The organism is Pseudomonas sp. HD6422, from assembly GCF_025377065.1.
GTDB lineage: Bacteria > Pseudomonadota > Gammaproteobacteria > Pseudomonadales > Pseudomonadaceae > Aquipseudomonas > Aquipseudomonas putida_U.
In genome coordinates, this window is the sequence record NZ_JAHWIW010000008.1 from 111,088 (window position 1) to 135,135 (window position 24,048).

The following is a 24,048-nucleotide window of genomic DNA, read 5'->3' on the forward strand; positions in this document are numbered from 1 at the left end:
CCCCAGCTAGTCGTCGAGCAGGTGCCGCAGAGCGCCGTAACGTCCGACCACCTGCACCTGCATGGGCATTCGCCAGTAAAGGTCTTCGCGGATTTCATCGAGCAACTCGAGTCGCTCGAGGATCACCCCGCGCACCTGGGCAGACCGGGATAGATGCTCCACCAGACCGGCCACCCCCTCGCCCGCGGAAAGTCGCCAAAGCGCTCCCTGCACCTCACTCTGCACGCCGATCAACTTCGCACGCAGTGCTTGCAACCCCGCCACATCGCGCCGACCAGCCTGCTCCTCAGCGGCCAGCGCCTGGCTGACCAACGCCTGTTCCTGCTGCAGCCGCAACAGATCGGGCAGGCGTACGGCGGCACCTGCTCCCAGCACCAACAGCGCAGCGAGGGCGACCAACGCGCAGCGCACCGCGCTGCTCTGAACCGCAATCCAGTCCTCATCCACCCAGGGCCAGCGCGTCACGACGGCGAAGCCGTTACACGCACGGCCAAGCGGAAGTGCTCCCCGCCTGCCTGGCGCTGCATGTGCCGAAGCGCGGGTTCACTCACCCCCCTGGCGTCTTCGAGGCCTTTCATGAACGCCGCCACCGCACCCGCAGACACCGCCAAACCCGTCATGTGTAACTGCGCACCATCAAGGCTTAGCGTGGTCAGTTCGACGCCATCAGGCAATGCCTGCTCCAGTTCGCTCAATAGCGCAGGCAAGCGCTGTTGCCCGGCGCGAAGCGAAGCGAGGGCCTGGGACTGCCTGCTCGCCGCCTCCAGCGTCGTACGCACCTGTGCGAACGGTTCGAGTTGCTGGTCCAGCGCCGCGATGGCGCGCTCACGTCGATCATTGGCGAGAGCTTGTTGCTGGACACGTTGCCTCGCCATCCGATCGATCAGCAACACCAGGCACAACGCCAGGCACATGCTGCCCACCAGCGCTCGCTTGAATCGCTTCACCGCAGACAGCCGTTGGCGCTCGCGCCAGGGCAACAGGTTCAGGCGCAGCATCAATGCAGCCCTCCCAGCGCCAATGCGTAGGCCAGGACCATGGTCCCATCCCCCCTGGTCATCCCTGGCATGGCCGGTAGCGCATGGCATGGAACACCCAGTGTCGCGCTCAATGCATCGAGCCGGTCAGGCGTCAGCGCTTGACGACCGACCACCTGCAGCGACTGCAGCACAAGCGAAGAAGGAATGCCCACTGCACCTGGCGCAAGCTCCAAAGCATGGCGCTGCGGGACTTGATCGCGGGACCAGCCATACAGGATGGCGTCCCCGCCTTCCAACCGCAAAAGCGCCTGGTCGCCCTCCGCACGGGTCGGCATCGCACGCCGCAAGGCAATGCTATCGACTTCGACCGCCACCAGGTCCAGTCCGGCTCGCGCAACCATCCGTTCGACCGGCTCCAGCGCTCGCTGCCGACAGGCGGCCACCAGCACGTCCTGGTGCCCGTCCCGCTCACCGGAAGCGCCAAGCACCTGGAAGTCCAGCGCCAGGTCATCCAGTGGAAACGGAAACAGCCGCTCGGCATCGGCGAGCAGTTGCGCTTCGAGTCCGGACGCCCCGAGGCCCTGTGGCAACTGGCAGTGCTTGAAGATGACCTGGGAACCCGGTAACGCCAGGGCTGCCCGGCGCTGCCGACTGCCACAACGGCGCAGGGCGTTTTCCAGGGCGGCGACGACGCTGTCGGGGTCGCCGGCAGCTCCATCGGAAGACAGGGGCTCCGATATGCAGGCCGCCACCCGGTGACGCCGACGACAGCCCTGGAGTTGAATGATCCGTACCGAATCGGAGGCGATCTCCACCCCCAGCAGTGAACCGGCATCCTTGCCGAAGCGTCCTAGCATCGCTGTTCCTTTTTTACTGTGATGTCGCCCCGCCGACAGACGGCCGTGCAGGCCATGCGCCGAGGCCGGCCGCCCAGGCGGTGACCCGGCGGAGCGAAAAATGCTTATAATGCCCAGCGCTTTTCCGGCGCTGGCCGCGTGCAATCCACTCCTCAACCTGGACACCCAAAAGCCTTGATACGCCTGCTGAAGTTCTTCTGGTGGTCTCTCGTCGCAGTCATCTGCGCGCTCGTACTCGGTGTGAGCGGTGCGTTTCTGTATCTTAGTCCCAGCCTGCCCTCGGTCGACGCTCTCAGAAGCATCCAGTTGCAGATCCCCCTGAGGGTCTACAGCAGCGACGGCAAGCTGATTGCCGAGTTCGGCGAAATGCGCCGCTCGCCGATCCGTTTTGCGGATATTCCCCCGCAATTCATTCAGGCGCTTCTGTCAGCCGAAGATGACAATTTCCTCAACCACTACGGCGTCGATCCGGGCAGCCTGATGCGCGCCGCGACCCAGTTGTTGAAGTCCGGCCATATCCAGACCGGCGGCAGCACCATCACCATGCAGGTGGCGAAGAACTTCTTCCTGACCAACGAGCGCAGCTTCTCGCGCAAGACCACCGAGATCCTGCTGGCGCTGCAGATCGAACGGGAACTGACCAAGGACGAAATCCTCGAGCTGTACGTCAACAAGATCTACCTGGGCAACCGCGCCTATGGCATCGATGCCGCCGCGCAGGTGTACTACGGCAAGTCGATCCGCGACATCAGCCTGGCGCAGATGGCGATGATCGCCGGCCTGCCCAAGGCACCGTCGCGCTTCAATCCGCTGGCCAATCCGGTGCGCGCCAAGGAGCGCCGCGACTGGATCCTGGGCCGCATGTACAAGCTCGGCAAAATCGATCAGGCCAGCTACGAAGCGGCCTTGGCTGAACCGCTCAACGCCAGCTATCACGTGCCGACGCCGGAGGTGAACGCGCCGTACATCGCCGAGATGGCCCGCGCCGAAATGGTCGGGCGCTACGGCAGCGACGCCTATACGGAAGGTTTCCGGGTGACCACCACGGTGCCCAGCGACATGCAGGAAATGGCCAACAAAGCCGTGCTCAATGGGCTCACCGCCTACGACGAGCGCCACGGCTACCGTGGCCCCGAGTCGCGTTTCCCCGGCAAGACCCACGCTGCCTGGCTGCAGGAACTGAACAAACAGCGCGCCCTCGGCGGCCTGGAACCGGCCATCGTCACCGAGGTCGACAAGACCGGGCTGAAGGTGATGACCCGCGACGGTGAAGAAGAGCACGTTGCCTGGGACACCATGAAATGGGCACGTCCTTACCTCAACACCAACGCCCAGGGGCGTTCGCCGCAATCACCGGCGGACGTTGCCCAGGTGGGCGACCTGGTACGGGTACAACGCCTAGAGGATGGTTCGCTCAAGTTCAGTCAGGTGCCGGCGGCGCAAAGTGCACTGGTGACCCTCGACCCTTATAGCGGCGCGATCCGCGCCTTGGTCGGCGGTTTCTCGTTCGAGCAGAGCAACTACAACCGCGTCATGCAGGCCAAGCGCCAGCCAGGCTCGAGCTTCAAACCCTTCGTCTACAGCGCGGCGTTGGACAGTGGCTATACCGCGGCCAGCCTGGTCAACGACGCACCGATCGTGTTCGTCGACGAGTACCTGGACAAAGTCTGGCGACCGAAGAACGACACCAACACGTTCCTCGGCCCGATCCGCATGCGCGAGGCGCTGTACAAGTCGCGCAACCTGGTGTCGATTCGCCTGCTGCAAGCCATGGGCGTCGACCGCACCATCGACTACATCAGCAAGTTCGGCTTCAACAAGCAGGACCTGCCGCGCAACCTGTCCCTGGCACTGGGCACCGCAACGTTGACGCCGATGGAGATCGCGACCGGCTGGAGCACCTTCGCCAACGGCGGCTACAAGATCAACCCGTACCTGATCGAGCGGATCGAGAGCCGCAATGGCGAAACCTTGTTCACCGCCAATCCCGCTCGCGTGCCTCAAGGCGCCGAAGACAACGCCGGAGTAGCCGCGCCGGAGCAGCCGCTCAGCACCGCCGCATTGCCTGGGGAGGCACCGGCTGACAGCCAGGAGGCTGCGCAGCCGCAGACCCCGGCGGTGGCCGAGCGGATCGTCGATGGCCGCACCACCTACATCCTCACCAGCATGCTGCAGGACGTGATCAAGCGAGGGACCGGCCGTCGTGCCCTGGCCTTGGGCCGTGACGACCTCGCAGGCAAGACCGGTACCACCAACGAGTCCAAGGACGCCTGGTTCTCCGGCTACAACGCCGACTACGTGACTTCCGTCTGGGTCGGTTTCGACCAGCCGGAAAGTCTTGGCCGTCGGGAATACGGCGGTACCGCGGCACTGCCGATCTGGATGAGCTTCATGGGCGCGGCGCTCAAAGGCAAGCCAAGCCATGCGCCTGCCGAACCCGAGGGCATCCTCAGCCTGCGCGTCGATCCGATCAGTGGACGGGCCGCTTCGCCAAGCACGCCTAACGCCTACTTCGAGCTGTTCAAGGCCGAAGACTCGCCACCCTCGGTGGACGAACTGGGCAATGGGGTGGCACCTGGCAGCCCGCTACCGGCCGACGAAGCGACGCCGATGGACCTGTTCTAGCCTGGAACCTGAAGCAAAAAAAACCGGCTCATATGAGCCGGTTCTTTTTTGTCTGCTGCTTTCAGCCGTTGAACACTTCATCCACGCTGTTCAGCGGGTAGTGCTTCGGATACGGCAGGGTCGCGACGCCGGATTCGATGGCGGCCTTGGCCACGGCATCGGAAACCACAGTGATCAGACGTGGATCCAGTGGCTTCGGAATGATGTACTCGCGACCGAATTCCAGGGCCTGGACGTTGTAGGCGTCGCAAACTTCCTTCGGAACCGGCAGCTTGGCCAGGTCTTTCAGGGCGATGGCGGCGGCGATCTTCATCTCTTCGTTGATGCGCTTGGCGCGAACGTCCAGCGCACCACGGAAGATGAACGGGAAGCCCAGTACGTTGTTGACCTGGTTCGGGTAGTCGGAACGACCGGTGGCCATGATCACGTCGCTGCGGGTTTCGTGGGCCAGTTCAGGCTTGATTTCCGGATCCGGGTTCGAGCAGGCGAACACGATCGGGTTGGCAGCCATCGACTTCAGACCTTCCGGGCTCAGCAGGTTCGGGCCGGACAGGCCGACGAACACGTCGGCGCCGTCCAATGCGTCGGCCAGGGTGCGCTTGTCGGTGGCGTGGGCGAACTGCGCCTTGTACTGGTTCAGGTCGTCACGACCAGCGTGGATCACGCCGCTGCGGTCGATCATGAAGATGTTCTCGACCTTGGCACCCATGCTGACCAGCAGCTTCATGCAGGAGATGGCGGCAGCGCCGGCACCCAGGCAGACGATCTTGGCGTCTTCGAGCTTCTTGCCGGCGATTTCCAGGGCGTTGATCATGCCGGCCGCGGTGACGATGGCGGTACCGTGCTGGTCATCGTGGAACACCGGGATGTCGCACTGCTCGATCAGAGTGCGCTCGATCTCGAAGCACTCAGGTGCCTTGATGTCTTCCAGGTTGATGCCACCGAAGGTGATGGAAATACGACGCACGGTATCGATGAAAGCCTGCGGGCTTTCCGACTCGACTTCGATGTCGAACACATCGATACCGGCGAAACGCTTGAACAGAACACCCTTGCCTTCCATGACCGGCTTGGAGGCCAGTGGGCCGAGGTCGCCCAGGCCGAGGATGGCGGTACCATCGGAAATCACAGCAACCAGGTTGCCCTTGCCGGTGTATTTGTAAGCCAGCTCTGCATCGCGGCCGATCTCGCGCACCGGCTCGGCAACGCCAGGGCTGTAGGCCAGGGCGAGGTCACGGGCAGTGGCGGTTGGCTTGGAGAGCTCGACGCTCAGTTTCCCCGGACGAGGTTGAGCGTGATAATCGAGAGCGGCGGTTTTCAGGTCTGACATGGTGGGCATTCCGCTTGTTTACTGTTCTGACGGACCGCCGAGGATACGCAAAGAGCCGGGTAGTCACAAGACTGCCCGGTCACTTGTGTCAAGGCCTTTGGCCTAAGACTTTCCGCTATAACCCACGGGGCATACGCCTCACAGTGTGTACAATCTACACTCTTAATGTCTACATGTTTTAGCCGGAAATACGCTGCAGCATGCTGGGGTCGGTCAGCGGCAGCACCCAGCGCCGCTGGCCCGACTTGAGCCCTCCCCGGCGGGACCGATCCAGCACCCAACCCCGCGCCTCGACCCGATGCCCCTTGAGGTGTTCGAAGAAGCTGGAGGGAAAGCTGCGCTGCAGACGAGCCGGCACCTGCAACACCACGGCATCATCCAAGGTCAGCCAGACTCCACCGCGATTACGCTCGATGCCTTGCACGGTGCCACTGAGCACGGCGAAGCCGGCGTGCCGCACGGCATCGGCACGCAGCACCGGCGATTGCCGCCATAGGCCGGCGCCAGCGTCGCGCGCAGCCTGTTCGGCCCGCTGCTGGCAGCGCGCCAGGCTGACATTGGGGGCCACCGCAACCCGGTAACCCAAGCCTTCGCTAAGCAACCGCGCCTCGAGATTGTCGCCATTGCGCCCATACAAATGCGCCAGGGTGCGACCGTACTTGTCCCTGCCCTGCGCCCCCAACACCAGGCCGACCTGGCCATCACTGGCCTTTACCAACGCCTGCAGGCGCCGTCTGGCGGCTTCGGCATAGGGTTCGCTGGTGCGCCCCTTGCGCCCGATTTCCGGCGCGTTGATACCGATCATCCGCACGCTGCGGCCATCGCTCAAGCGCACGGTGTCGCCATCGACCACCTGGCGAACCGCGACCGTCTGCGGATTGGCTGGCAGCGGGCAAAAGGCAGTGGCCGAAGCAGGGCAGTGCCAGATCGCAGCCACAAAAAAGGCGCCCACGAGGGGCGCCTTCTTCTGCAACAACGCGAAGCCCGAAGGATTCGCCATGCGCATGATTACTTCTTGGTACCGAACATGCCGAAGCGGTCGGCGAACTTCTGTACGCGACCACCGGTGTCCAGGACTTTCTGCTTACCGGTGTAGAACGGGTGGCACAGGTTGCACACGTCGATCGCCAGGGTATCGCCCAGGGTCGAACGGGTTTCGAATTTGTTGCCGCAGCTGCAAGTGACTGCAACTACTTCGTAGTTCGGATGAATATCTTTCATGGTTGCTTCCTCGAGCTGCGTGCCGCCATCCAACACCAATTGTTGAATACCGCACGTAATTAGGCGGCGAATAATACCAGAGCACAGCGCTAGCGCAAGTTGTCGCGTGTACCAACGGTCGTCTGCTAGGCTCGCCAAACCTTGAAATGCCCTGCCGAGACCTTCCGCGTGTCCGATGTCATCCTGCGTCTTGCCCTGCCCTCTCCGCTGCGCCGCCTGTTCGACTACAAGGCACCGGCGAGCATGGCGCGTCTTGCCCTGACCCCAGGCATGCGCATTCGCGTGCCGTTCGGTCGACGCGAAATGATAGGCGTGCTGGTGGAGGTATGCGCGCAAAGCGAGGTGCCCGCCGACAAGCTCAAGCCGGCCACGGCCCTGCTCGACCCGGTGTCGCCGATCCCGGCGTCGCTGTTCAAGCTGTGCCTGTGGACCGCCCAGTATTATCAGCACAGCCTCGGAGACACCCTCAGTTGGGCGCTCCCCACCCTGCTGCGCCAAGGCGAACCGGCCGAGATGCGCCAGGAGCGTTTCTGGCACGTGGCACCCGGTGCACGCTTGGAAGACCCGCGCATCGCCCGCGCACCACGCCAGCGGGATGCGCTCAAGACCTTGGCCCAGCATCCCCATGGCGTGGCGCACAGCTTGCTGGGCAAGCTCAACCTGAACAAGGACAGCCTCGATCTGCTGCTGGCCAAGGAGCTGGTCCAGGTCGAGGTCCGTCGCCACTTGCCCAGCACCCGCCACGAACATTGGCTGGCGCAGCCGGAATTGCCGCTCAACGACGAACAGCGCGAGGCCTTCGACAGCGTTCGCGAAGGCTTTGGCGGCTTCGCCGCGTTTCTGTTGGCCGGCGTTACCGGCAGCGGCAAGACCGAGGTGTATCTGCAACTGATTCGCGAAACGCTGGAGGCCGGCAAGCAGGCGTTGGTGCTGATTCCTGAGATCAACCTCGGCCCTCAGACCCTGGCCCGCTTCGAACAGCGCTTCAACGCCCGCATCGCCCTGCTGCACTCGGCGGTCGGCGATCGCGAACGACTGGACGCCTGGCTGGCCGCGCGCGACGGCGAGGCGGACATCATCATCGGCACGCGCTCGGCGCTGTTCACGCCAATGAAAAACCCCGGCCTGATCATCATCGACGAAGAGCATGACGGCTCCTATAAACAGCAGGAAGGCCTGCGCTATCATGCCCGCGACCTGGCACTGGTGCGCGCCCATCAGGAAAACATCCCGATCCTGCTCGGCTCGGCGACCCCGTCGTTGGAAACGCTGCACAACGCGCTGACTGGACGCTATCGGCTGCTGCGCATGAACCAGCGCGCCGGCGGCGCGCGCCCACCGCGAATGTTGCGCCTGGACGTCAAGAGCCTACCCCTGGACAGCGGCATCAGCGGCCCGCTGCAACAGGCCATTCGCCAGACCCTCGAGGCCGGCCAGCAAGTACTGGTGTTCCTCAACCGTCGCGGCTTCGCGCCCACACTGCTATGCCATGACTGCGGCTGGTTGTCGGAATGCCCTCGCTGCGACGCCCGCATGACCGTGCACCAGCGCTCGGGGGTACTGCGCTGTCACCATTGTGGCTACGACGAACGCCTGCCGCACCACTGCCCCAAGTGCCAGCACGTCGACTTGCGTGCCGTTGGCGCGGGCACCGAACGCGCCGAGGAGCGGCTCAAGGTGCTGTTCCCGGACTACCCGGTCCTGCGGGTGGACCGTGACAGCACCGCGCGCAAGGACGCCATGCACAACCTGTTCAGCACCATCCAGCGGGGACAGCCGAGCATTCTCGTCGGCACCCAGATGCTGGCCAAGGGTCATCACTTCCCCCGGGTCACTCTTGTAGCCATCCTCGATGCCGATGGAGGACTGTTCTCCGGCGATTTTCGCGCCAGCGAGCGCATGGCCCAGCTAATCGTCCAGGTGGCCGGGCGAGCTGGACGCGCCGAAGAACCGGGCAAGGTGATCATCCAGACCCACCTGGCCGACCACCCATTGCTGGTGCAATTGACCGAACAGGGCTATTTCGCTTTTGCCGAGCAGGCCCTGGAAGAACGCCGCAGTGCCGGGCTGCCGCCTTTCTCGCACCTCGCCCTGCTGCGCGCCGAGGCGCACAAGCCCGGCCAGGCAGAAGGCTTTCTCGATGAGGCCTGCAGTGCCGCCGAGCGCTTGGTGGCCGAGCAGCGCCTGCCCGGCATCGAACTGCTGGGACCGGTACCGGCACCGATGGAGCGGCGCGCCGGCCGCTTCCGGGCGCAATTGTTGATACAAGCCAACACCCGGGCGCCCTTGCATCGACTCATCAGCGCCTGGTTGCTAGTGTTGGAACAGATGCCGAGCGGGCGCCAGGTGCGCTGGTCGCTGGACGTCGACCCCGTCGACCTGTACTGAGCCAGCAGTTCAAAGGTTGGCAACCCGCTCCCGGCAACGGATAATAGCCAGTTTTTCCACCTGCGCATCCAGGCGCTCACCGCGCTTGCGGTCGAAAAGAGAACCCCATGAAAGACACCATTCGCCAGCTCATCCAGCAAGCCCTCACCCAACTCGCCGCCGATGGTGTGCTGCCAGCAGGGCTGACGCCGGCGATCCAGGTCGAAAACGCCCGCGACAAGACCCACGGCGATTTCGCCAGCAACATTGCCATGATGCTGGCCAAGCAAGCGGGCATGAAGCCGCGTGACCTGGCAGAAAAGCTCATCGATGCGCTGCCGGCCAGCGATGACATCAGCAAGGTCGAAATCGCCGGCCCCGGCTTCCTGAACTTCTTCCAGAACACCGGCGCCCTCGCCAGTCGCCTGGACGCAGCCCTGGCCGACGATCACCTCGGCGTGCGCAAGAACGGACCTGCCGAGAAAGTGGTGATCGACATGTCGGCGCCCAACCTGGCCAAGGAAATGCACGTCGGCCATCTGCGCTCGACCATCATCGGCGACAGCGTCGCCCGCGTGCTGGAGTTCCTCGGTGATGACGTCGTGCGGCAGAACCACGTGGGCGACTGGGGTACCCAGTTCGGCATGCTGCTGGCCTACCTGGAAGAGAACCCGATCACCAGCGACGAACTGTCGGACCTGGAGAACTTCTACCGCGCAGCCAAGAAACGCTTCGACGAGTCCGAAGAATTCGCCAACCGTGCACGTGGTCTGGTGGTCAAGCTGCAGGCCGGCGATGCTGACTGCATGGCATTGTGGACGCGCTTCAAGGATATTTCCCTGTCGCACTGCCAGAAGACCTACGAGCTGCTCAACGTCAAGCTGACCATGGCCGACGTGATGGGCGAAAGCGCTTACAACGACGACCTGGCCAACGTGGTCGCCGATCTCAAGGCCAAAGGCCTGCTGGTCGAAGACCAGGGCGCCCAATGCGTCTTCCTCGATGAATTCAAGAACAGCGAAGGCGAGCCGCTGCCGGTGATCGTGCAGAAAGCCGACGGCGGCTACCTGTACGCCACCACCGACCTCGCGGCCGTGCGCTACCGCAGCAACGTGCTCAAGGCCGACCGCGCGCTGTACTTCGTCGATCAGCGCCAGGCCCTGCACTTCAACCAGGTGTTCGAAGTCGCGCGCCGCGCAGGTTTCGTCGGCCATCCGATGCGGATGGAGCACATGGGCTTCGGCACCATGAACGGCGCCGACGGCCGCCCGTTCAAGACCCGCGACGGTGGCACGGTGAAGCTGATCGACCTGCTCACCGAAGCCAAGGAACGCGCCTATGCCCTGGTCAAGGACAAGAACCCAGACCTGGCCGAGGACGACCTGCGCCATATCGGCGAAGTGGTGGGTATCGGCGCGGTCAAGTACGCCGACCTGTCCAAGCATCGCACCAGCGACTACAGCTTCAACTTCGACCTGATGCTCAACTTCGAGGGCAACACCGCGCCTTACCTGCTGTATGCGTACACCCGCGTGGCCGGCGTGTTCCGCAAGCTGGGCAAGGGCTTCGACGAGGTGGACGGGCAAATCGTGCTGCAGGCCGAGAAGGAGCAGGACCTGGCTGCACGCCTGGCCCAGTTCGGTGAAGTCCTGAACAACGTCGCGGAGAAGGGTACGCCACACGTGCTGTGCAGCTACCTGTACGACCTCGCAGGTCTGTTCTCGAGCTTCTACGAGAACTGCCCGATCCTCGCCGCCGAGAGCCCGGAGCAGCAGCAGAGCCGCCTGCGCCTGGCGGCCCTGACCGGCCGCACGCTCAAGCAGGGCCTCGAGTTGCTGGGCCTGGAAACCCTGGAGCGCATGTAAGTTGGCTGCCAAGAAAAAACCCGCCCCCAAACGCGGCGCCAGCCGCCCGCAAGCCCCCGCCAAGCAGCCCATCCCCGGATGGGTCTGGCTGGCGGTCGGCCTCACCGTCGGTGCTTTCATCGTCTTCCTGATGAAGCTCGAACCGGGCGGCGGCGATATCAAACGCAGCAAACCCGAGCAGCAGAAGCCAGAGAAGGTGGCCGAGGCCAGCAAGGGCAATGCCGCTACCCCACAGCAGCCGGTGAAGCCGAAGTACGACTTCTATACCCTGTTGCCGGAGTCCGAGGTGATCGTGCCGCCGGAGGCTGTGCCAGAGAAGACTCCGCCCGTGCCTGCCCAACCGCCGACACCGGTCACCCCTGCCGAAGCCGCCAAGATCGATACCGCACGCGCCCAGGCAGCACTGCTTGGACAGACGCCACCACCGGCACCGCCCGTGATCAAGCCGGCGGCCACCACCCAGTTCTTCCTGCAGGCCGGCTCGTTCCGCAAGCAGGCCGATGCCGACCGGGTTCGCGCGCAGATTATCCTGCTCGGCCAGGCGGTCAAGGTGGAGTCGGGTACGGTCAAGGATGAAACCTGGTACCGCGTATTGGTAGGTCCGTTCAGCAACCGCGAACAGTTGACCGGGGCACAGAAGCAGTTGGCGGGAGCAGGTTTCAGCAACCTGCTGTTGCAGCAGCGTCAGACTCGCCAATAAAGCCAGCGAGTGAAAAAGGCCTTGTCACACGACGCGACAAGGCCTTTTTTGGCTCTTCACGGATTAGTGGGGGGCAGGGGTTTGGGCTTTGGGGTCTCCTGGTCTCCGGGGGTGGGGCTTGGGTTTGTATGGCTGGTCCGAGGGATGTAGCGGCGCTACGCACAATGGATCAGCTCACGATCTAAATGCCAACCCAAGCCAAGCCAAGCTCCCCGACAATCCGTGAATAACCTTTGGGTGCCGGCAGCCCTTTCAGCGCTGGGCATTGGCCTCGGAGACCTGGCTGTTCAGCGTCCAGAAGTCGTACAACACCCCCAGCAGGAACAACCCACCGGTGAAGAAATAGATGATCGCGCTGATCCATTTCCCTTGATACAGGCGATGCACACCGAAGATGCCGAGGAAGGTCAGCAGGATCCAGGCGATGTTGTAGTCGATACGGCCGGAGGTGAAGCGCATGTCGGCCTCTCGGTCCATCGACGGGATCAGGAACAGGTCGATCAGCCAGCCGATACCGAACACACCGAGGGTCAGGAACCAGATGGTCCCGGTGATCGGCTTGCCGTAGTAGAAACGGTGCGATCCGGTGAAGCCGAAGATCCACAACAGGTAGCCGATGACCTTGCTATGGGTGTCGTGATACGGCACGCCGTCTTGATAACTGTTCATTCATAGCTCCCTGGGTTTATCCAAAAATTTTCTAACGAAAAATGTGACTTTTCTGGCGCAGGCCGACGTACGGCAACATGACAATCGACCAACGGATCAGAAATTGATCAAAAAGCTGTTATAAAGTTGCGCGCCCAACACACAACATTCATAAGAGCTTCATCTATGCCGCCTTTCTTCAAGACATGGCTGACCCTCTGCCTATTATTGCCCCTGGCCGCCCACGCCACCAATCGTGAGCAACGTCTTCCCAACGGGTTCACCGGCTATACCACCAATGCCACGGTGAAACACGCCCCGGCCAAGCACACCACGCTGCGTGCTCGCCCGAGCAGCGTTGCCAGCAGTCACGGTCTGCCGGTGGCCGCGATGTCGCCGAAACAGAGCAGCACTGTGCTCAGTCGCGCCGTCAATATGCTCGGCACCCCCTATCGCTGGGGCGGTAGCAGCCCGAAGAAGGGCTTCGATTGCAGTGGTCTGGTCAAGTACGCCTTCGATGACGTGGCCAATGTCGACTTGCCACGCACCTCCAATGCCATGGCCCAGGGCCACGGCATCAAGGTGGCGAAGAGCGACCTCAAGCCCGGTGACCTGATCTTCTTCAACATCAAGAGCCGTCGGGTCAATCACGTTGCCATCTATCTGGGCAACGATCGCTTCATCCATGCGCCGCGTCGCGGCAAGCGGGTGAGCATCGACACGCTGAGCAAGCCTTACTGGCAAAAGCACTACGTGGTGGCCAAGCGAATGCTGCCCAAGGAACAGCAACTGAGCTTGGCCAAGCGCTGATCCGATCGGCGCTGCAGCGCGACGACCTGTTCGCGGGGCAGGCCCGCTTGCTTCAGGCCCGCCCGAAGGAGCGGGCCTGCCGCGTCAACGAGCGGCTACAGGTGCTGGTCACTGATCAGCCTTTTCTCCACCAGCCGCCGCACGGCGCCCTCCATCGTCGACATTCCCTGCGCAGCACCTGCCTGCATCACTGAACACAACTGCTCCATGCGCCCCTCACGAACCAGGTTGCGTACCGCCGGGGTCGCCACCAATACCTCCCGGGCTGCCACACGTCCGCCGTCGACCCGCTTGACCAGCGCCTGCACCACGACCAAACGCAGCGAATCGGCCAGCATCGCACGCACCAGCGGCTTTTCCTCGGCGGCGAACACCTCTACGAGGCGCTCAAGGCTGCTTGAAGCCGAACGCGCATGCACCGTGGCCAGGACCAGATGCCCGGTTTCCGCAGCCCGCAACGCCAGGCGAATGGTCTCCAGGTCGCGCAGTTCGCCGATCATGATCACATCGGGGTCCTGGCGCAGCGCACTGCGCAGGCCCTGGGAAAAATCCTGGGCGTGGCGACCGATTTCCCGCTGAGTCACCAGACTTCGCCCGCTCTTGTGGATAACTTCGATCGGATCTTCCAGCGTGACGATGTGCAACGCTCGCTGACTCCCTAGCTGGTGCAGCAAAGCCGCCAGGGTGCTGGACTTGCCGCTGCCGGTCGGACCGCCGACCAGCACCAGGCCGTCGCTATGATTGGCAATCATTGGGTACAAATTTTCCAGTTCGAGTGCAGCGAGGCTGGCGACGTTCTTCGGGATCAGGCGAAACGTTGCCGCAGCGCCGCGCAACTGGCGGAACAGGTTCACGCGGAAACGCCCAAGCGGCTCCAGGTCCAGTGCCAGGTCCAGATCCTCTCCGCGCTGCCAGCGCTGGTGCTGGCTGGCATCCAGCCATTGCGCCAGGGCATGGTCCAGCAATGCCGGCGATAGGCTCGGCAGGTCCATGCGCTGCAACTCGCCCGCACAGCGCAGCATTGGTATCTCACCCACGGCCAGGTGCAGGTCGCTCGCCCCTGCCTCCACGGCCAGGGCCAACAGGTCGGTCACATCCATGAGACTCCCCAAAGACCGTCAAGCAGGTAGAATGCGGCAGACTCCTGAGCCGCCGGCATCGATCCATGTCCACCATAGCAGACAACCTTTCCGCCCTACTCACCCGCATCGATAGCGCCGCCAAGGCTGCCGACCGGGCTCCGGCGAGCATCCAGTTGCTGGCCGTGAGCAAGACCAAACCCGCCACCGCCATCCGCGAGATCCATGCCGCCGGCGTGCGCGATGTCGGGGAGAACTACCTGCAGGAAGCCCTGGCCAAGCAACAGGAACTTGCCGACCTGCCCTTGATCTGGCACTTCATCGGCCCCATCCAGTCGAACAAGACCAAAGCCATTGCCGAACATTTCGACTGGGTACATTCCGTGGATCGCCTGAAGATCGCACAACGCCTTTCCGAACAGCGCCCTGCCGGGCTGCCGCCGCTGAATATCTGCCTGCAGGTGAACGTCAGCGGCGAAGACAGCAAGTCCGGCTGCACCCCGGCCGACCTGCCGGCGCTGGCCGAGGCGGTGATGGCGTTGCCCAACCTGCGCCTGCGCGGGCTGATGGCGATTCCCGAACCGACCGATGACCGGGCGGCGCAAGAGGCCGCCTTCGCCACCGTGCGCCAGTTGCTCGACGGCCTGGACCTTGGCCTGGACACCCTCTCCATGGGCATGAGCCACGATCTGGAAGCGGCGATCGCCCAGGGCGCGACCTGGATCCGTATCGGGACCGCCCTGTTCGGTGCCCGCGACTACGGGGCTGCCTGATTCCATGCTTTACTCACTCTTTCCCTCAAGGACCTGACATGAGCAAGACACGTATCGCCTTTATCGGCGCCGGCAACATGGCCGCCAGCCTGATCGGTGGCCTGCGTGCCCAGGGCCTGGATGCTTCGCAGATCACCGCCAGCGATCCCGGCGCCGAGACCCGCACCCGCGTCCACGTCGAGCACGGTATCGAGGTTTACGAAGACAATGCCCAGGCCGTGGCCAGTGCCGACGTGGTGGTGCTGGCGGTCAAGCCGCAAGTGATGAAAACCGTGTGCCAGACCCTGCAGCCCTCGCTGCAGGACGGCCAGCTGATCGTCTCCATCGCTGCCGGTATCACCTGTGCCAGCTTGCAAGCCTGGCTGGGTGCCCGCCCGCTGGTGCGCTGCATGCCCAACACCCCGGCCCTGCTGCGCGAAGGCGTCAGCGGCCTGTATGCCACTTCCGAAGTGACCGACGCCCAGCGCCAACAGGCTGAGCAGTTGCTGTCGGCGGTCGGCACCGCCGTCTGGCTGGAGCAGGAACAGCAACTGGATGCCGTCACCGCTGTCTCCGGTAGCGGCCCGGCGTATTTCTTCCTGCTGATCGAGTCCATGATTGCCGCGGGTGAAAAACTCGGCCTGCCGCGTGAAACCGCCTCGCAGCTGACCCTGCAGACCGCCCTGGGGGCTGCGCGCATGGCCGTTTCCAGCGATGTCGACGCCGCCGAATTGCGGCACCGTGTGACTTCGCCGGCGGGCACCACTGAGGCTGCGATCAAGTCGTTCCAGGGCAACGGTTTCGAGGCCCTCGTCGAGCAAGCGCTGCAGGCTGCGGCCAAACGCTCGGCCGAACTCGCCGAACAATTGGGCAAATAAGGAGTTCTTGATGAATGCACTGTCCGGCGCCGCGATCTTCGTGGTGCAAACCCTGGTCAGCCTGTACCTGGTGATCGTCCTGCTGCGCTTCGTGCTGCAACTGGTCAAAGCCAACTTCTACAACCCGCTGAGCCAGTTCACGGTGCGCGCCACCCAACCGCTGCTCAAGCCGATCCGCCGTATCATCCCCAGCATCGGCGGGTTGGATACGTCTTCGCTGCTGCTCGCCGTGGTCATTCAGGCGCTGCTGATGGCCTTCGTGCTGATGCTGACCTACGGCGTCTTCGGCGATGTGCTGCACCTGCTGCTGTGGGCGATCATCGGCATCACGTCGCTGTTCCTGAAGATTTTCTGGGTGGCGATGATCGTCATGGTGATCGTGTCCTGGATCGCGCCCAACAGCCACAACCCGGCAGCCGAGCTGGCCTACCAGATCAGCGAACCGGTACTCGCGCCGTTCCGCCGCCTGGTGCCGAACCTTGGCGGCCTGGACATTTCGCCGATCTTCGCCTTCATCGCCATCCAGGTGATCCAGTCGTTCGTCATGCCCCCGCTGGCCGCCTACGCCGGCATGCCACAAGAACTGTGGCGGATGATCTGACCCGGATCAGCGCTCCTTGAGCCTGGCGGCAAGCCTTTGCTTGCCGCTGGGGGTAGCGCTCTTTAGACTTACGCCTCCGTCAAGCGTGAGCAGGGTCGATGTCCACTGTCCTTCCCGAAGATTCCGTCGGTCTGGTGACCCCGCAGGTCGCCCGGTTCGACGAGCCCCTGGCCCTGGCCTGTGGCCGTTCCCTGACCAGCTACGAGCTGGTCTACGAAACCTATGGCACCCTGAATGCCAGCGCGAGCAACGCTGTGCTGATCTGCCATGCTCTGTCCGGCCACCACCATGCCGCCGGCTATCACGCGGTCACCGACCGCAAGCCGGGCTGGTGGGACAGCTGCATCGGCCCAGGCAAGCCGATCGACACCAACCGATTCTTCGTGGTCAGCCTGAACAACCTCGGCGGCTGCAATGGCAGCACGGGGCCAAGCAGCCTCAACCCGGCCACCGGCAAGCCCTATGGCGCCGATTTTCCGGTGCTGACCGTGGAAGACTGGGTGCACAGCCAGGTGCGCCTGGCCGATCGCCTGGGGATCGGCCAGTGGGCCGCGGTGGTCGGCGGCAGCCTCGGTGGCATGCAGGCCCTGCAATGGACCATCACCTATCCTGAGCGCGTGCGCCACTGCGTCGACATCGCCTCGGCGCCCAAGCTTTCGGCGCAGAACATCGCCTTCAACGAAGTGGCGCGCCAGGCCATTCTCACCGACCCCGAGTTCCACGGTGGCTCGTTCCAGGATCAGGGCGTGATCCCCAAGCGCGGACTCATGCTGGCGCGCATGGTCGGCCACATCACCTACCTGTCCGACGACTCGATGGGCGAGAAATTCGGCCGGGAACTCAAGAGCGACAAGCTCAACTACGATTTCCACAGCGTCGAATTCCAGGTCGAAAGCTACCTGCGCTACCAAGGCGAGGAGTTTTCCGGTCGATTCGACGCCAACACCTACCTGCTGATGACCAAGGCCCTGGATTACTTCGACCCGGCAGCCGCCCACGGCGGCGACCTGGCTGCCACCCTGGCCCACGTCAAGGCAGACTACTGCATCATGTCGTTCACCACCGACTGGCGTTTCTCGCCGGCCCGCTCGCGGGAAATCGTCGATGCCCTGATGGCCGCACGCAAGAACGTCTGTTATCTGGAGATCGACTCGCCTTACGGCCACGATGCCTTCCTGATCCCAACACCTCGCTACATCCAGGGATTCTCGAACTACATGAACCGCATCGCCATCTGAGGACAGCATGAGAGCCGATCTGGAAATCATCCACGACTGGATCCCCGCCGGCAGCCGGGTACTCGACCTGGGCTGCGGCAGCGGCGAGCTGCTGGCTTCGCTGCGTGACCGCAAGCAGGTCAGCGGTTATGGCCTGGAGATCGACCCTGACAACATCGCCGCGTGCGTGGCCAAGGGCGTCAACGTCATCGAACAGGACCTGGACAAGGGCTTGGGCAACTTCGCCAGCAACAGTTTCGACGTGGTGATCATGACCCAGGCCCTGCAGGCCGTCGAATACCCCGACCGCATCCTCGACGAGATGCTGCGGGTCGGACGTCAGTGCATCATCACCTTCCCCAACTTCGGTCACTGGCGTTGCCGCTGGTATCTGGCGACCAAAGGCCGCATGCCGGTATCGGACTTCATGCCGTATACCTGGTACAACACGCCGAACATCCACTTCTGCACCTTCGCCGACTTCGAAGAACTGTGCCACGAGCGCCACGCCAAGGTCCTCGACCGCCTGGCTGTGGATCACTTGCACCGCAACGGGTGGGGCGGGCGGCTTTGGCCTAATCTTCTAGGTGAAATCGGCATCTACCGCGTCAGCAGCCCAAGCCTGCAGGAGCATCAGCTCGCGGTCTGACGCCCACCGGAGGACTCGCACCATGCGTCGCCTAGCCCTGTTCCTGATCAGCCTGTGCCTGGCCCTGCCAGCCCTGGCGGCCGACGCCGCCCGCCCCGAGCGCAAGGAAGTGTTCGGCGATGTGACGGTCCACTACAGCGCCTTCACCTCCAGCATGCTGCAGCCGAATATTGCCGCCGCCACCGGTCTGGTCCGCAGCAAGAACCAGGGCGTGCTCAACATTGCCGTGATCAAGGCCGGCAAGCCGAGCATCGCGGTGGTCAGCGGCACGGTGAAAGACCTCACCGGACGCAGCAGCCCACTGTCGTTCCGGCAGATCACCGACCAAGGGGCGGTGTATTACATCGCTCAGTTCAAGATCGAACAGGCCGAGACACTGACTTTCGACCTGAACGTCGAAACCGGCGGTATCAGCCACCCACTCAGTTTCAACCAGGAAGTGTTCCCAGGCGAATGATGAATCTCCAGCAACTCGTATTGGCCAGCCATAACGCCGGCAAACTCAAGGAACTCCAGGCCATGCTCGGCACCTCGGTGCAGTTGCGCTCGATCGGCGAGTTCAGCCAGGTCGAGCCGGAGGAAACCGGCCTGTCGTTCGTCGAAAACGCCATCCTCAAAGCGCGCAATGCCGCGCGTATCTCAGGGTTGCCGGCGCTGGCCGACGACTCGGGCCTGGCGGTGGACTTCCTCGGCGGTGCCCCCGGCATCTACTCGGCACGCTATGCCGATGGCAAGGGCGATGCAGCGAACAACGCCAAGCTGCTCGAAGCCCTCAAGGACGTGCCCGAGGCAGAACGTGGCGCTCAGTTCGTCTGCGTGCTGGCTTTGGTGCGCCATGCCGACGACCCGCTGCCGATCCTCTGCGAGGGCCTGTGGCACGGCCGTATCCTGTTCCAGGCCAGCGGTGAGCATGGCTTCGGCTACGACCCGCTGTTCTGGGTGCCGGAGCGCGACTGCTCGAGCGCCGAGCTCGCCCCTGTGGACAAGAATCAGCTCAGCCACCGCGCCCGCGCCATGGCGCTGCTGCGTAAACGTCTGGGCCTGGCATGATCGAAACGTTGTCCCAGCCAGGCGCGGCAGGCCTTTCCAGCCTGCCCCCGCTGGCGCTGTACATCCACATTCCGTGGTGCGTGCGCAAGTGCCCCTACTGCGACTTCAACTCCCACGCCGCCGGGCCTGAGTTGCCGGAAGAGGCCTACGTCGATGCCTTGCTGACCGACCTCGACCAGGAGATGCCCGCCGTGCAGGGCCGGCCGATCACGTCGATCTTCTTCGGCGGAGGCACCCCGAGCCTGTTCAGCGCCAACGCGCTGGGGCGCTTGCTGCGCGGGGTGGAGCAACGCATCCCGTTCACTGCAGATATCGAGATCACCCTCGAGGCCAACCCCGGTACGTTCGAGCAGGAGAAGTTCAAGGCCTACCGGCAGACCGGTATCAATCGCCTGTCGATCGGCGTGCAGAGCTTCCAGCCCGCCAAGCTGCAGGCCCTGGGGCGCATTCACAACGGCGACGAAGCGATCCGCGCCGCCGCCATGGCCCGCGCCGCCGGTTTCGACAACTTCAACATGGACTTGATGCACGGCCTGCCCGACCAGTCTCTGGACGATGCCCTGGGCGACTTGCGCCAAGCCATCGACTTGAGTCCGACGCACCTGTCCTGGTACCAGCTGACGGTGGAGCCGAACACGGTGTTCTGGAACCAGCCGCCGGAGTTGCCCGAGGACGATATCCTCTGGGATATCCAGGAAGCCGGCCAGGCGCTGATGGCGGCAAACGGCTTCCAACAGTACGAAGTGTCAGCCTACGCCCAGGCCGGGCGCGCCGCACGGCACAACCTCAATTACTGGCGCTTCGGCGATTTCATCGGCATCGGCGCGGGCGCCCACGGCAAACTGACGTTTGCCGATGGTCGAATCCTTCGCACCTGGAAGACTCGCCTGCCCAAGGATTACCTGAACCTGGCCAAACCGTTCAAGGCTGGCGAGAAGCTGCTGCCAGTCGACGAGTTGCCGTTCGAATTCCTGATGAACGCCCTGCGCCTGACCGAAGGCGTGGAGGCGGAGCTGTTCACCCAGCGCACCGGCCTGCCCCTGGCGCAGCTTACCGAAGCGAGGCGTGCGGCCGAACAAAAAGGCCTTTTGCAGGTCGAACCGGATCGGCTGGTGGCAACGCCACGCGGCCAGTTGTTCCTCAACGACCTGCTGCAGTATTTCTTGACCTAAGGATGACCCATGGATCTGGTACTTGACTTGCTCGCGACGGTTTCCCGCTGGAGCCGCAGCCACCTCTCGGAAATCTCCCTGGCCCTGGTCGGCTGTCTGCTGGTGCTGTTTGGCACCGATATCAAGGGCTGGGTTGAACAGCGCCTGGGCGGCCTGGCCGGTGCGCTGCGCGTGCCGTTCATGGCATTGCTGGTGATGATCGGCAGTGGCGCCGCGCTGATCTATGCCACGCCATGGGTGGTGAAGGGTCTGGGACAGTTCAACAACTATGCGCTGGCACCGGTGTTGCTGGTGGTACTGGTGTTGATTGGCGTTGTGGCGGATCGCCGGGGTTGAGGCTGCTAGAAGCTGCCCCGGAAGACCGGGGCAGCCCAACCACCTGACTAGCCCTTACTGGGCGTCATCGAAGTGATCGCGCATGAAGTCTCGAGCGGTCTTGAACACAGTCAAGATTCGGACGAGCTTCCAGACGCGGCTCAGCGTACCAAGCAAACGCTTCATAAGCCTTGGCCTCCGTGTTGGCGGGCCAATCTTCCAGCATCTAACCGGTACTTCGATGCCTTCGAAAACCGTGTGGAGGTTTTCGGTGAAGTGGCCAGGTCAGTGGCCCTTCGAATAACGTCACCGGCACGGTTCTCAGGCCGTGTCGAAGGGGCCGAAAAGCAGAATTCTTCTCCTACCCGGCCCATCACCGAAATCATCCAAACAGGAGCAGCGCGATGATACTTGGGATACGCGACCGAAGCTGTTAAACGCTCCGACACACATGATGCTGGTTGTTTCTGATTATTGACCCACCGTCGCAGGCTGCCTATGATCCTTTCACCGTGTGGGGGTTTCGGTGAAGTCCCAGAGCGATGGATACTCAGTCCTACCGCTCACACAAAAAAACCGCCCTTTGAAAGGCGGTTTTTTTTCGCCTGCATCGCAGCAGACAGCAGCGTTTCGAACGGCCCGATCAGCCGATCAATCCACCTTCTCGAACTTCAAATCCCACACCCCATGCCCCAAGCGCTCGCCACGGCGTTCGAACTTGGTGATCGGACGCTCTTCCGGACGCGGTACATAGGTGCCGTCAGCAGCACGGTTGCGATAGCCGGGCGCTGCGCTCATCACTTCCAGCATGTACTCGGCATAGGGCTCCCAGTCGGTCGCCATGTGGAACACGCCACCGGGTTTGAGCTTGCGCCGTACCAGCTCGGCGAACTCCAGCTGCACGATGCGGCGCTTGTGGTGGCGCGCCTTGTGCCAAGGGTCCGGGAAGAACAGCATCAGCCGGTCGAGGCTGTTATCGGCCACGCAGCGGTTGAGCACTTCGATGGCATCGCAGTCATACACCCGCAGGTTCTTCAGGCCCTGGGTCAGCACGCCGTTGAGCAGCGCGCCCACACCTGGACGGTGCACTTCGACACCGATGAAGTCCTGTTCCGGGGCGGCAGCGGCCATCTCCAGCAGCGAGTGACCCATGCCAAAGCCGATCTCCAGCGTACGCGGTGCCGTGCGGCCGAAGACCTGGTCGTAGTCGACCGGGCTGTCGGTCAGCGGCAGGATGAACAGCGGCCCCCCCTGGTCGAGGCCACGTTGCTGGCCTTCGGTCATGCGCCCTGCACGCATCACGAAGCTCTTGATGCGGCGGTGGTGGCGCTGGTCGCCGTCGGCGGGAATCGGCGTATCTTGCGAGTCAGTCATCGGGGGCTCTTACTTGATCAGACCATCCAGCGGCGAAGAGGCGCTGGCGTAGAGTTTTTTCGGCATCCGGCCGGCGAGGTAGGCCATGCGGCCGGCGACGATGGCATGCTTCATGGCTTCGGCCATCAGCACCGGCTGCTGGGCATGGGCGATGGCCGAGTTCATCAGCACGGCCTCGCAGCCCATTTCCATGGCGATGGTGGCGTCGGAGGCAGTGCCGACACCGGCATCGACCAGCACCGGCACCTTGGATTCCTCGAGGATGATCTGCAGGTTGTAGGGGTTGCAGATACCCAGGCCGGTGCCGATCAGGCCGGCCAGCGGCATCACCGCGATGCAGCCGGCTTCGGCCAGCTGACGGGCGATGATCGGATCGTCACTGGTGTAGACCATCACGTCGAACCCGTCCTTGACCAGCACTTCGGCGGCCTTGAGGGTTTCGATCACGTTGGGGAACAGGGTCTTCTGGTCGGCCAGGACTTCCAGCTTGACCAGGTTGTGGCCATCGAGCAGCTCGCGGGCCAGGCGGCAGGTGCGCACGGCCTCGACCGCGTCGTAGCAGCCGGCGGTGTTGGGCAGGATGGTGTAGCGGTCAGGCGGCAGCACGTCGAGCAGGTTCGGCTCGCCCGGGTTCTGGCCCAGATTGGTACGGCGCACGGCGACAGTGACGATTTCGGCACCCGAAGCCTCGATGGCCAGGCGGGTTTCTTCCATGTCACGGTATTTGCCGGTGCCTACCAGCAGGCGCGACTGGAAAGTGCGCCCGGCCAGGGTGAAGGGCTTGTCGCTACGAACGTTGCTCATCGTTGTTCCTCGGGAAAAGGTTACGGGACTTGCGGGTGAATCGCCGGGACGGATCAACCGCCACCGATGGCATGGACCACTTCGACCTGGTCGCCCTCGTTCAATAGGGTGCTGTCGTGCTGGCTACGCGGCACGATGTCCAGGTTCAGTTCCACCGCCACGCGGCGCCCGGTCAGCTCCAGGCGGGCCAGCAAGGCCGCGACGCTTTCGCCAACAGGCAATTCGTAAGGTTCACCGTTCAGTTGAATGCGCATGCGCACGGCCACCATTGTACTTTGGGGCACGCATTCTAGCCCCGATCAACCCTTGAACCCAAGGGCGACGGGCACCATTAGTCGCGATTGTGGACCGGGCGGTCAGCCCAGTCGCCAGGCTGCCAGGCCCAGGCACAGCCAACCGGCCAGGAAGCAGAGCCCACCGAAAGGCGTGATCATGCCAAGCTTGCCCAGGCCACTCAGGGTCAGCAGATAAAGGCTACCGGAGAACAGGACGATACCGACCGCGAACAGACCACCGGACCAGGCCACCAGGCGTCCAGGCAAGTGCACCGATAGCACCGCCACCGCGAGGATCGCCAGGGCATGCACCAGTTGGTAGGTGACGCCGGTGTGGAACACCGCCAAGTAGTCGGCACTGAGCCGGCTTTTCAGGCCATGGGCGGCGAACGCGCCGAGCGCGACACCGGTGAAGCCGAAAAACGCGGCGAGCATCAGGAAGCTGCGAAGCATGGGACGACTCCTTGGAACGGGTCTGT

26 protein-coding genes are annotated in these 24,048 nt (G+C 63.5%); 14 read left to right on the plus strand and 12 right to left on the minus strand.

The genetic code is table 11. From position 1 onward, the window contains the following. Positions 1 to 6 precede the first annotated feature (6 nt). From pilO to pilM, 3 genes are read right to left on the minus strand one after another with little or no spacing between them, the layout of a single operon-like run. A complete protein-coding gene (gene pilO / locus KY379_RS07745) occupies positions 7 to 465 on the minus strand; it encodes a type 4a pilus biogenesis protein PilO (RefSeq protein ID WP_261239572.1) in 459 nt (152 codons plus the stop codon). Beyond that, positions 462 to 998 carry a PilN domain-containing protein gene (locus tag KY379_RS07750; protein WP_165976029.1) on the minus strand — a complete coding sequence of 179 codons (537 nt, stop codon included), beginning with the start codon at positions 996 to 998 and terminating at the stop codon, positions 462 to 464. Before KY379_RS07750 ends, pilO begins: the two co-directional genes overlap by 4 nt. Then, positions 998 to 1,837, minus strand: coding sequence for a type IV pilus biogenesis protein PilM (pilM, locus tag KY379_RS07755; RefSeq protein WP_133325020.1), 840 nt, complete (start codon positions 1,835 to 1,837; stop codon positions 998 to 1,000). Before pilM ends, KY379_RS07750 begins: the two co-directional genes overlap by 1 nt. Positions 1,838 to 2,014: 177 nt before the next feature. Between pilM and KY379_RS07760 the strand changes: the two genes are divergently transcribed. Continuing rightward, positions 2,015 to 4,462, plus strand: coding sequence for a penicillin-binding protein 1A (locus tag KY379_RS07760; protein WP_409977266.1), 2,448 nt, complete (start codon positions 2,015 to 2,017; stop codon positions 4,460 to 4,462). Positions 4,463 to 4,523: 61 nt separating this feature from the next. Here KY379_RS07760 and KY379_RS07765 read toward each other — a convergent pair whose 3' ends face one another. The 3 genes from KY379_RS07765 to rpmE form a co-directional block, all read right to left on the minus strand. Next, positions 4,524 to 5,792 (minus strand): malic enzyme-like NAD(P)-binding protein, encoded by a 1,269-nt coding sequence (locus tag KY379_RS07765; protein ID WP_133325024.1) that lies wholly within the window; start codon positions 5,790 to 5,792, stop codon positions 4,524 to 4,526. A gap of 178 nt (positions 5,793 to 5,970) precedes the next feature. Beyond that, on the minus strand, positions 5,971 to 6,798 hold the full coding sequence (locus tag KY379_RS07770; protein WP_133325026.1) for a thermonuclease family protein: 828 nt from the start codon (positions 6,796 to 6,798) through the stop codon (positions 5,971 to 5,973). Between the two features lie 2 nt (positions 6,799 to 6,800). After that, positions 6,801 to 7,013: a 50S ribosomal protein L31 gene (rpmE, locus tag KY379_RS07775; RefSeq protein WP_133325028.1), complete on the minus strand. Its 213-nt coding sequence runs from the start codon at positions 7,011 to 7,013 to the stop codon at positions 6,801 to 6,803. Between the two features lie 168 nt (positions 7,014 to 7,181). Between rpmE and KY379_RS07780 the strand changes: the two genes are divergently transcribed. The 3 genes from KY379_RS07780 to KY379_RS07790 all read left to right on the plus strand — a co-directional run bounded on the left by KY379_RS07780 (position 7,182) and on the right by KY379_RS07790 (position 11,945). Then, positions 7,182 to 9,401 (plus strand): primosomal protein N', encoded by a 2,220-nt coding sequence (locus KY379_RS07780; protein ID WP_133325030.1) that lies wholly within the window; start codon positions 7,182 to 7,184, stop codon positions 9,399 to 9,401. 107 nt (positions 9,402 to 9,508) lie between these two features. Next, positions 9,509 to 11,245 carry an arginine--tRNA ligase gene (gene argS / locus KY379_RS07785; protein ID WP_133325031.1) on the plus strand — a complete coding sequence of 579 codons (1,737 nt, stop codon included), beginning with the start codon at positions 9,509 to 9,511 and terminating at the stop codon, positions 11,243 to 11,245. Position 11,246: 1 nt separating this feature from the next. Beyond that, positions 11,247 to 11,945, plus strand: coding sequence for an SPOR domain-containing protein (locus KY379_RS07790; RefSeq protein ID WP_133325033.1), 699 nt, complete (start codon positions 11,247 to 11,249; stop codon positions 11,943 to 11,945). Between the two features lie 252 nt (positions 11,946 to 12,197). On the opposite strand, the gene KY379_RS07795 is transcribed toward KY379_RS07790, so the two are convergent. Next, positions 12,198 to 12,614: an NINE protein gene (locus KY379_RS07795; protein WP_133325035.1), complete on the minus strand. Its 417-nt coding sequence runs from the start codon at positions 12,612 to 12,614 to the stop codon at positions 12,198 to 12,200. Positions 12,615 to 12,779: 165 nt separating this feature from the next. Between KY379_RS07795 and KY379_RS07800 the strand changes: the two genes are divergently transcribed. After that, on the plus strand, positions 12,780 to 13,403 hold the full coding sequence (locus tag KY379_RS07800) for a C40 family peptidase (RefSeq protein ID WP_133325037.1): 624 nt from the start codon (positions 12,780 to 12,782) through the stop codon (positions 13,401 to 13,403). Positions 13,404 to 13,498: 95 nt separating this feature from the next. Here KY379_RS07800 and KY379_RS07805 read toward each other — a convergent pair whose 3' ends face one another. After that, positions 13,499 to 14,503, minus strand: coding sequence for a type IV pilus twitching motility protein PilT (locus tag KY379_RS07805; protein WP_261239574.1), 1,005 nt, complete (start codon positions 14,501 to 14,503; stop codon positions 13,499 to 13,501). Between the two features lie 65 nt (positions 14,504 to 14,568). Between KY379_RS07805 and KY379_RS07810 the strand changes: the two genes are divergently transcribed. The 9 genes from KY379_RS07810 to KY379_RS07850 all read left to right on the plus strand — a co-directional run bounded on the left by KY379_RS07810 (position 14,569) and on the right by KY379_RS07850 (position 21,137). Further along, positions 14,569 to 15,255, plus strand: coding sequence for a YggS family pyridoxal phosphate-dependent enzyme (locus tag KY379_RS07810; protein ID WP_261239575.1), 687 nt, complete (start codon positions 14,569 to 14,571; stop codon positions 15,253 to 15,255). Positions 15,256 to 15,293: 38 nt separating this feature from the next. Then, positions 15,294 to 16,112: a pyrroline-5-carboxylate reductase gene (gene proC / locus KY379_RS07815; protein WP_261239576.1), complete on the plus strand. Its 819-nt coding sequence runs from the start codon at positions 15,294 to 15,296 to the stop codon at positions 16,110 to 16,112. A gap of 10 nt (positions 16,113 to 16,122) precedes the next feature. Then, the gene (locus KY379_RS07820; protein ID WP_133325045.1) at positions 16,123 to 16,713 is read left to right on the plus strand and encodes a YggT family protein; all 591 of its coding nucleotides are present in this window, start codon (positions 16,123 to 16,125) and stop codon (positions 16,711 to 16,713) included. Between the two features lie 98 nt (positions 16,714 to 16,811). Then, complete coding sequence (locus KY379_RS07825; RefSeq protein WP_133325047.1) at positions 16,812 to 17,951, plus strand: homoserine O-acetyltransferase; 1,140 nt, start codon at positions 16,812 to 16,814, stop codon at positions 17,949 to 17,951. A gap of 7 nt (positions 17,952 to 17,958) precedes the next feature. Further along, positions 17,959 to 18,579, plus strand: a complete 621-nt coding sequence (gene metW / locus KY379_RS07830; RefSeq protein WP_133325049.1) for a methionine biosynthesis protein MetW — start codon at positions 17,959 to 17,961, stop codon at positions 18,577 to 18,579. 22 nt (positions 18,580 to 18,601) lie between these two features. After that, positions 18,602 to 19,036, plus strand: coding sequence for a DUF4426 domain-containing protein (locus tag KY379_RS07835; protein ID WP_133325051.1), 435 nt, complete (start codon positions 18,602 to 18,604; stop codon positions 19,034 to 19,036). Continuing rightward, on the plus strand, positions 19,033 to 19,629 hold the full coding sequence (gene rdgB, locus KY379_RS07840) for an RdgB/HAM1 family non-canonical purine NTP pyrophosphatase (protein ID WP_133325053.1): 597 nt from the start codon (positions 19,033 to 19,035) through the stop codon (positions 19,627 to 19,629). Before KY379_RS07835 ends, rdgB begins: the two co-directional genes overlap by 4 nt. Next, complete coding sequence (gene hemW / locus KY379_RS07845; RefSeq protein WP_196171331.1) at positions 19,626 to 20,801, plus strand: radical SAM family heme chaperone HemW; 1,176 nt, start codon at positions 19,626 to 19,628, stop codon at positions 20,799 to 20,801. Before rdgB ends, hemW begins: the two co-directional genes overlap by 4 nt. Positions 20,802 to 20,810: 9 nt before the next feature. Next, complete coding sequence (locus tag KY379_RS07850) at positions 20,811 to 21,137, plus strand: DUF3392 domain-containing protein (protein WP_133325057.1); 327 nt, start codon at positions 20,811 to 20,813, stop codon at positions 21,135 to 21,137. Between the two features lie 630 nt (positions 21,138 to 21,767). Here the strand turns inward: KY379_RS07850 and trmB are convergent. From trmB to KY379_RS07870, 4 genes are all read right to left on the minus strand, one after another. Beyond that, positions 21,768 to 22,490, minus strand: coding sequence for a tRNA (guanosine(46)-N7)-methyltransferase TrmB (gene trmB / locus KY379_RS07855; RefSeq protein WP_133325059.1), 723 nt, complete (start codon positions 22,488 to 22,490; stop codon positions 21,768 to 21,770). A 9-nt stretch (positions 22,491 to 22,499) separates the two neighbouring features. Further along, the gene (locus tag KY379_RS07860; RefSeq protein ID WP_008092966.1) at positions 22,500 to 23,294 is read right to left on the minus strand and encodes a thiazole synthase; all 795 of its coding nucleotides are present in this window, start codon (positions 23,292 to 23,294) and stop codon (positions 22,500 to 22,502) included. Positions 23,295 to 23,347: 53 nt separating this feature from the next. After that, positions 23,348 to 23,548, minus strand: a complete 201-nt coding sequence (thiS, locus tag KY379_RS07865) for a sulfur carrier protein ThiS (protein WP_133325061.1) — start codon at positions 23,546 to 23,548, stop codon at positions 23,348 to 23,350. A 102-nt stretch (positions 23,549 to 23,650) separates the two neighbouring features. Continuing rightward, positions 23,651 to 24,022: a DUF423 domain-containing protein gene (locus KY379_RS07870; RefSeq protein ID WP_133325063.1), complete on the minus strand. Its 372-nt coding sequence runs from the start codon at positions 24,020 to 24,022 to the stop codon at positions 23,651 to 23,653. Positions 24,023 to 24,048: the final 26 nt, after the last annotated feature.